The organism is Sulfurovum sp. bin170 (assembly GCF_010892395.1).
Classification (GTDB): domain Bacteria; phylum Campylobacterota; class Campylobacteria; order Campylobacterales; family Sulfurovaceae; genus UBA1140.
Window position 1 is genome coordinate 1 of record NZ_JAACKB010000425.1, and the last position, 7,225, is coordinate 7,225.

Below are 7,225 nucleotides of genomic sequence, written 5' to 3' on the forward strand. Positions count from 1 at the left end.
AACCAAATAGTTCGGGTGTAAACACGCCGATTCCGAAAATGCAAATTGCATATAAGGAAACGATGGCTTCAGCCTCGCTAATTCATTGGCATTGGACTAGAGTCTCCGATTCCAAATGAGTTTTGCAAGAATTATACTATTAAATCTAAAGGAAAAGAATGATTAAGAGAACCCTACTTATCACAGCTCTTCTAGGCTCTGCACTTTTTTCAGCTACTATCTCATTTGAAAATGCTCCCAAAAACCCTAAACATAGACTACCAAATGGTCAAAATGAGATTTTATCTTTTAACTCTATCTTAAAAGACTCAATGAATGCTGTAGTCAATATCTCCACTAGAACTATCAACTATCAAGGCAATCTAAATCGCCAATTTTTCAAAGAGTTCTTTGGAAACAATCAACTGCCACCTCAAAAGAGTGAAAACTCACTAGGTTCAGGAGTTATTATCTCAAAAGATGGATATATAGTAACCAATAACCATGTGATAGAGGGGGCTGACGAAATCTCTGTAACTATAAACAATAGAGATAGAGAGTTTATAGCCAAAGTGATAGGTCGCGACAAAGGGAGTGACCTTGCTGTTATAAAAATTGAGGCAGAGAGACTTGAACCCATTACCTTTAGCCATATAGAGGATGTACGACTTGGCGATGTGGTTTTTGCCATAGGTAATCCATTTGGAGTAGGTCAAACTGTCACCCAAGGAATTATCTCTGCACTAAATAAGTATGGCGTAGGAATTAATCAATATGAGAACTTCATCCAAACCGATGCCTCTATCAACCCTGGTAACTCTGGTGGAGCATTAATTGACTCTCGTGGAGCCTTAATTGGAATCAACTCTGCCATACTCTCCGAGAGTGGAGGAAACCACGGTATAGGTTTTACTATTCCTATCAATATGGTCAAAAATATTGTAAGTAAACTTATCCTTGATGGCAAAGTGGAGAGAGGCTTCATGGGAGTAAATATCTCTAAAGTGACAAAAGAGCTAAAGAGTCTATACAGACATCAAAAAGGTGCAATTATTACCGATGTTCAAGACAGCTCTCCTGCTAAAAAAGCAGAACTAAGAAGAGGAGATTTAATCTATTCTATCAATGGAAAAGATGTAAAAAGTCCTCATGACCTACAACAGATAGTTACCTCATTTCGTCCTCATGAGACCATAAAACTAGCTATAGAGAGGGATAATAAAGAGATAGTGAGAGAACTCAAACTAGGTAATATAGATGTTGAGGAGTTAGCACTACGCTCTATAGACAAAAATTTAGAAGGGTTATATATCAATGAAATAAATGATACAAATAGAGAAAAATTTGGGATTCCTACCACTATCACAGGTGTAGTTGTAGAGAAAGTTGACCACAACTCACAAGCTTATATAGATGGCTTTAGTGTTGGTGATATTATCATACAGATAGAGAATCTAAGTATAGAGAGTGTTAATGATGCGACGGAAGCCTTCAAACAGTACAAAGGGATAACAAAAAGAATATATATCAATAGACGAGGGGCGACTATGCTTGTAGTGACTAAATAAACTCCCCTCTACTCCTCAAAGATAATAATATCGTAACTGCTAGTGGTAACTACAGCTTTATGTTTAGGAACTGAGCCGTTACGATTTACCTTGCTTAACTCTTCACGAAGAGCATCAATCTCCTCTTCCATCTCATCCATCTGTTTTTTTAGTTTCAATATAACATCAACCCCTGCAAGATTGATTCCCATCTTTCTAGTCAACTGAAGTACCAATTTTATCTTATCAATATCTCGTTGAGAGTAGAGTCTCATTCGACCTTGTGTACGAGAAGGCTCGATAAGCCCCTCTTTTTCATACTGTCTTAGAGTCTGTGGATGAATATCTAAGATAGATGCAACAACAGAGATAAGGTAGACTGGTTCATCATAACTATGCATCAAGAGGCTCACCACCTGGCAGATTGGCTTTTAGAGTCTCGATAAATGCCTCATCAAGCTCATCAACTTTAGGCAAAACAATATCTGCAATAAGATATAGATTTCCAGATATTTTTGTTTTTCTATTTGGAACACCTCTACCTTTTACTCTAAATTTCTGACCATTTTTTGTATTTTGAGGTACTTTTAGCGTAATCGACTCATGGATGAGTGTCTCTACTTTGATCTTACCACCAAATAGTGCAGTTTTGAGTGGTACATCCATAGAGAGATGAAGGTCATCTCCTTTTCTTGTATACTCATCAGAATCAGAAACTTCCACCTTGATAAGTAGGTCACCTCTGTGATTGCCTACTGTGTTACCCTTGCCTCTAACTCTTAGTGTCTCACCACTATTAATCCCAGCAGGTACCTTAATATCAAAACTATCATTACTTATAGAGATATTGTGTTTTCCACCTTTTATAGAGACATAAAACGGTACCGTTATAGAGATTTTGTTGTCAATATCTTGTGCAGGCTGTTGTCCAGCTCCTCCAAAGGCAGAACCACCAAAGCCTCCAAATCCACTACCCGCAGAAGAGCCTCCTCTTGCATGTGAACCAAATGGAGAGCCACCACCAGAGCTTCCACCACCAAAGATACTTTTTAGAAGGTCATCCAAATCAACATTGCCCTGTTGCTGTGCAAAATCATGGAAGTTTTGACCACCGAACATCTGGTCACCATACATATCATACTCATCTTTTTTCTTCTTGTCAGATAGTACCTCATATGCAGCATTAATCTCCTTGAACTTCTCAATAGCTGACTCATCTTTGTTTACATCTGGATGATATTTTCTTGCCAATTTCCTATATGCTTTTTTTATCTCATCAGCACTTGATCTCTCCCCTACTCCTAGTGTCTCATATAAACTTTTTGCCATTATAGTTTCCTATATCCTTACATTTAATTTAATATAATTATATCAGAAACTCTTAGTCTATGTCAATCAAGGTTTACTATTTTTCACTTTTCACGCATCAATATAGTGATAACGATAACAGGAGGAAGAGCTAATGCAAATAGATAAGAGCTTATATCTAAAATTTCATTACGATTTAGATAGAAAAAACCTAAAATTAACAGAGAGTAGGCTCCTAGTCGATAAAACGAGAGTGCCGCCCTACTATCTTTTGTCACCTGCCAGATGGAACGACGGCTCTTTTTTAGATTCCTTTTTTCTTCTTTTACTAATTCTTGTATTGATTTTTTATTATCTCCATTGTCGGGATGAGGGCAAGCCGACCTACCGTCTTCTTCTCCATATAGGTCGTATGGGTCTTCTATTTTCTCTATGGTGTCACGATTATCCTCTGCGACTACAAATCCTGCATCTACTCTGCTTTGTACCATATTTCTATAAGAGATAATAGAAGCAAACATCACAAGAGATGAAGTTATAAATCCTATCTGAGAGTTAATAAGCCACTCCTTCTCTCCACTCAAAAAGCAGAAGATTACAATCCCAATATCTACAATAATCAGTGCATTAATAACTCTTCTCATCAATCATCACTATCATCATATTTTTGGTGTCTATAGCGAGGGTCGTTGGCAAGTTCATCGAGAGATTTTTTCTGTCTCTCATACGCTTTGTATACATTTAGTATAGCCGCAGCCACTCCCCAAAAAACACCCAACCACAATAACCAAGGATATCCCAAAAGATTTTTGAGCAATAGTCCCAACCCTACACCTAATAATATAGCGACCACTATTGATATACCGAGACTCAATCCATCAGCCGCTACAACTAATTTTTTTAGCTTTGGCTCTTCTTCTTTTGACATTTTTACCCTTTATTTTAATCTTATCTAACATTATATCTAATGAAAAATCTAACGCTACTTTATTCTGTTTTTCTTTATTTATTAGAAAAATTTATTTTTAATTTTTACTCTTAAGTTTAAGCTAATTTTTGTTACATTAATATATCTTAAAAAAAACTTAAAAGGAATATCAACATGAGCCACACAGAAAAAATGAATTTTATAGAGAGCCTTCGCAAAGCGATCCAATCATACAGAGGTTTTACAACTTCAGAGAAACTATATGGACAAACGAATATCTACAAATGGATAGGTTCTGATGGCAATTTAGACACTTTTATAAAAAAATTTTCTGAAATCTCACTTGATATTAAACCTTTTCTTTTGGAGAAGAGACTATATCATCCCGCTTCCAACGCACAGGGTCAAGTAGAGTATCATCGTGAATGTGCTTAAATGAGGCCTTTATCCTCTTGAAAATATCCCCATTCTCTCGCTCCAACTCCTCAAGCCATATCTTCATATTAGCTCTGGCATGAGGCATCTTCACATCTTTTAGCATAGCAGGACAAGCCTCATCACCTATGGGTTGCAATTGGTTCTCATCAGCAAAAGCTCTTAATTGTCGCTCTCTAGCCTGTATAAGTGGACGGATAAGATGAAAACCTCGTGAGGTTTTGTATATGGGAGCCATAGCCCTCATCGTGCCATTGTAGAACATATTCATAAAAAAACTCTCTACAGTGTCATCAAAATGGTGACCAAGAGCTACTTTGTTAAAACCATTCTGCTCTGCATAGGTATACAAAGCCCCTCTTCTCATTCTTGAAAAATATGAGCAAAATGAGGAGTTCTCACGAATAGTATCGTGTGAAATTTCAAAGATATTGGTATCGTAAACTGTGTGTTTAATCTCATGCTTTTTACAGTGAGCTTCAAGCTCTGTGTAGTTCTCATTAGGCATACCGTATTTGATAGTACACGCTTCAAATTCAAAATTAAAAGGGGCATGTCTTTGTATATGTTTTAGTATATGGATAAGTGCTAGAGAGTCTTTTCCTCCACTTAAACCTACCAAAACTTTGTCACCCTCACCTATAAGTCTGAACTCTGCGTTTGTTTTACCTGCTACTCTTAGAAGTTTTTTGCTGATGATTATTCTGTTCATATAATTCCTGATCTGTTATTGGTGCGTTGAAAACAGCACCCTACGGCTCAATTGACTCTACCATATTCAAGATGAACTCTGCAGATATTTTTGCTGAACTCTCTAAGAAAGCGTCAAAATCCATACCAGCCTCATCATTGGCAGAGTCACTAATAGCACGGAGTACAAAGAAAGGAACATTTAACGCATCACATACAACAGCAACCGAAGCACCCTCCATCTCCAAGGCATCTGCTTGAAATGTTGAAGAGATAAAATCTTTTCTATCTGTAGATGCTACAAACTGGTCACCAGTAGCGATGATTCCCTCTTTGAGAATCAAGCCATTTTTCTCTGCAACTTTTTTTGCAATATCTCTCAAAGATTTGTCAGTAGCGATGCATACCTCACCCTCTGGAACAAAACCATGAGGGTGACCAAATGCTGTGATGTCCAAGTCATGCTGACAGAGAGCATCTGCTATAATCAAATCTCCAATATTCAAATCAGGATTAATCGCTCCTGCTACACCTGAAAATAGAAGCCTATCACAGCCAAACTTTTCAATCAATATAGTAGCAGTTAATGACGCAAATACTTTACCTATTTTTGAGTAGGCGATAACTATATTTTTGCCTCTGTAGGTTGCTTCATAGTAACTGTTTTTTCCATATTCTGTTTTTTTTATATTTTCAACTTTTTCTAAAAGTGGTTCTATCTCTTCGGGCATTGCACCCATGATTGCTATTTTGCTCATGTTTTTCCTCATTTTTATCTATTTGGATGAAGGGCAGACACATTGGTCTGCCCCTACAGGGCTTTGATGGCTTCGATTGTTGCTTGAAGAGAAGCCATATCACTTACATTAAAATGTGGTTTTTTAGTTGCTTTTCGGTTCAATCCTTTTAATACATTACCATGACCAAACTCAATGTAGCAGTCAACCTCATCGTCAATATTTGCAATAGAGTGTTTATACTTGACAGGAGATACCAATTGCTCTGGAAGAAGTTCTAGTGCCTCTGCTTTAGATGAATATTTTTTCGCTGTAACATTTGAGACAACAGGAGCGATAAACTCATCTTTTATCATCTCTTCTAATTTAACTACCAGTGGTTTAGTAGCCGATTGAAGTAATGGGCAGTGAGAAGCTACAGACATATTGAGAAGCATTGCTCTTTTTGCTTTTGCATCTTTTAATACTGCAACTAACGATTCCAAATCTTTTTTGATACCTGCTATAACAATCTGCCCATCAGAGTTGTAGTTCACAGCCCACACCTGAAGCCCTGCATCTCTCTGCTCTTGACAAATCTGCTCTACTACTTCATCTTGAAGACCTAGAGATACCATCATCCCAACCTCTTGCTTGGAACACGCCTCTGCCATCAGTTTACCACGCAGATTCACAAGCTCTACAGCATCAATAGCATCCAAAGCACCAGTAGCTACTAGTGCAGAGAACTCACCAAGTGAATGTCCCATAGTGATTGTCGGTTTTATATCAATAGCATCGGTGAATAGTCTGTGAGCAATTGCTCCAACCAAAAGAATAGCTGGTTGAGTAAACTCTGTTTGAGATAAATTGTTATTCTCTTCAAAAAGAAGATTTTCAAAATCTATACCTGTTCTATCACTCGCAGATTTGACCATCTCTTTGGCTATATCTGAATTTTCAAAAAAATCTTTTCCCATACCTATGGCTTGTGAGCCTTGACCTGGAAATAAAAATGCACACTTAACGGACATACTAACCCTTTAAATTATAATTTGCGTATTTTATCTAATTTGCCTTAGGTTTTGCGAACATATAATGCATAATATTTCAGGGTTTTTCTACGCCAATAAGTATACCCTTTTCCAAAATCAGCCAACCACGAATATAGCTCATTCTCCTCTGAGGAACTCCAAAAACAACTATCTTGGGGCATAATCTCTAAAAAATCTCTAAGGACATAGTGACTATCTCTTTTGGAGTTTTTCAGACTTCGCTTTGTCAACAGTCCCTCTAACTCCTCTATAGTGGGCAATCGCCAATCATCATAACCTGCAATTTTCAACTTTTTAGCATACTCATTTGCCTCTTCCCATGTAACAAGTTTATGGTTAGGAAATCGCTGATATGAAAGCTCACCAACAAATAAAATATCATCTCCCTTATAGATAGTAGTTTTTCTACTTTTTTCAAAAGTATCTTTGCCAATGAGTAATCTATCTAGTTGCTTTATCTCTAACAACTCTTTTTCTAAACTATTGACCTTCGCCTTTATCTCATCTATCCTGATTTTGGCATGGTCTATCTTTCTTACTCTCTGCTCATATATTTCCCTCTTATCT

The 7,225-nt window shown here is 37.1% G+C and carries 9 protein-coding genes; 1 reads left to right on the plus strand and 8 read right to left on the minus strand.

Features of this window, described 5'->3' with window-relative positions; genetic code table 11:
- The first annotated feature begins 158 nt into the window (after nucleotides 1-158).
- Complete coding sequence (locus GSY74_RS10105; RefSeq protein ID WP_164664978.1) at nucleotides 159-1,547, plus strand: Do family serine endopeptidase; 1,389 nt, start codon at nucleotides 159-161, stop codon at nucleotides 1,545-1,547.
- Nucleotides 1,548-1,555: 8 nt separating this feature from the next.
- On the opposite strand, the gene GSY74_RS10110 is transcribed toward GSY74_RS10105, so the two are convergent.
- The 8 genes from GSY74_RS10110 to GSY74_RS10145 all read right to left on the minus strand — a co-directional run.
- Nucleotides 1,556-1,927, minus strand: coding sequence for a heat shock protein transcriptional repressor HspR (locus GSY74_RS10110; protein ID WP_304948056.1), 372 nt, complete (start codon nucleotides 1,925-1,927; stop codon nucleotides 1,556-1,558).
- Nucleotides 1,920-2,855, minus strand: coding sequence for a DnaJ C-terminal domain-containing protein (locus GSY74_RS10115; RefSeq protein ID WP_164664980.1), 936 nt, complete (start codon nucleotides 2,853-2,855; stop codon nucleotides 1,920-1,922). Before GSY74_RS10115 ends, GSY74_RS10110 begins: the two co-directional genes overlap by 8 nt.
- Nucleotides 2,856-2,938: 83 nt before the next feature.
- On the minus strand, nucleotides 2,939-3,478 hold the full coding sequence (locus tag GSY74_RS10120; RefSeq protein WP_164664981.1) for a hypothetical protein: 540 nt from the start codon (nucleotides 3,476-3,478) through the stop codon (nucleotides 2,939-2,941).
- The gene (locus GSY74_RS10125; RefSeq protein WP_164664982.1) at nucleotides 3,478-3,762 is read right to left on the minus strand and encodes an AtpZ/AtpI family protein; all 285 of its coding nucleotides are present in this window, start codon (nucleotides 3,760-3,762) and stop codon (nucleotides 3,478-3,480) included. The genes GSY74_RS10120 and GSY74_RS10125 overlap by 1 nt, the downstream gene beginning before the upstream one ends.
- A gap of 349 nt (nucleotides 3,763-4,111) precedes the next feature.
- The gene (locus GSY74_RS10130) at nucleotides 4,112-4,909 is read right to left on the minus strand and encodes an ATP-binding protein (protein ID WP_164664983.1); all 798 of its coding nucleotides are present in this window, start codon (nucleotides 4,907-4,909) and stop codon (nucleotides 4,112-4,114) included.
- Between the two features lie 40 nt (nucleotides 4,910-4,949).
- Entirely contained in the window at nucleotides 4,950-5,645 is a 696-nt protein-coding gene (locus GSY74_RS10135; RefSeq protein ID WP_164664984.1) for a 5'-methylthioadenosine/adenosylhomocysteine nucleosidase, read from the minus strand.
- A 53-nt stretch (nucleotides 5,646-5,698) separates the two neighbouring features.
- On the minus strand, nucleotides 5,699-6,637 hold the full coding sequence (gene fabD / locus GSY74_RS10140; RefSeq protein WP_164664985.1) for an ACP S-malonyltransferase: 939 nt from the start codon (nucleotides 6,635-6,637) through the stop codon (nucleotides 5,699-5,701).
- A 44-nt stretch (nucleotides 6,638-6,681) separates the two neighbouring features.
- On the minus strand, nucleotides 6,682-7,225 hold a 544-nt coding region (locus tag GSY74_RS10145), incomplete at its 5' end, for a DUF1566 domain-containing protein (protein WP_164664986.1).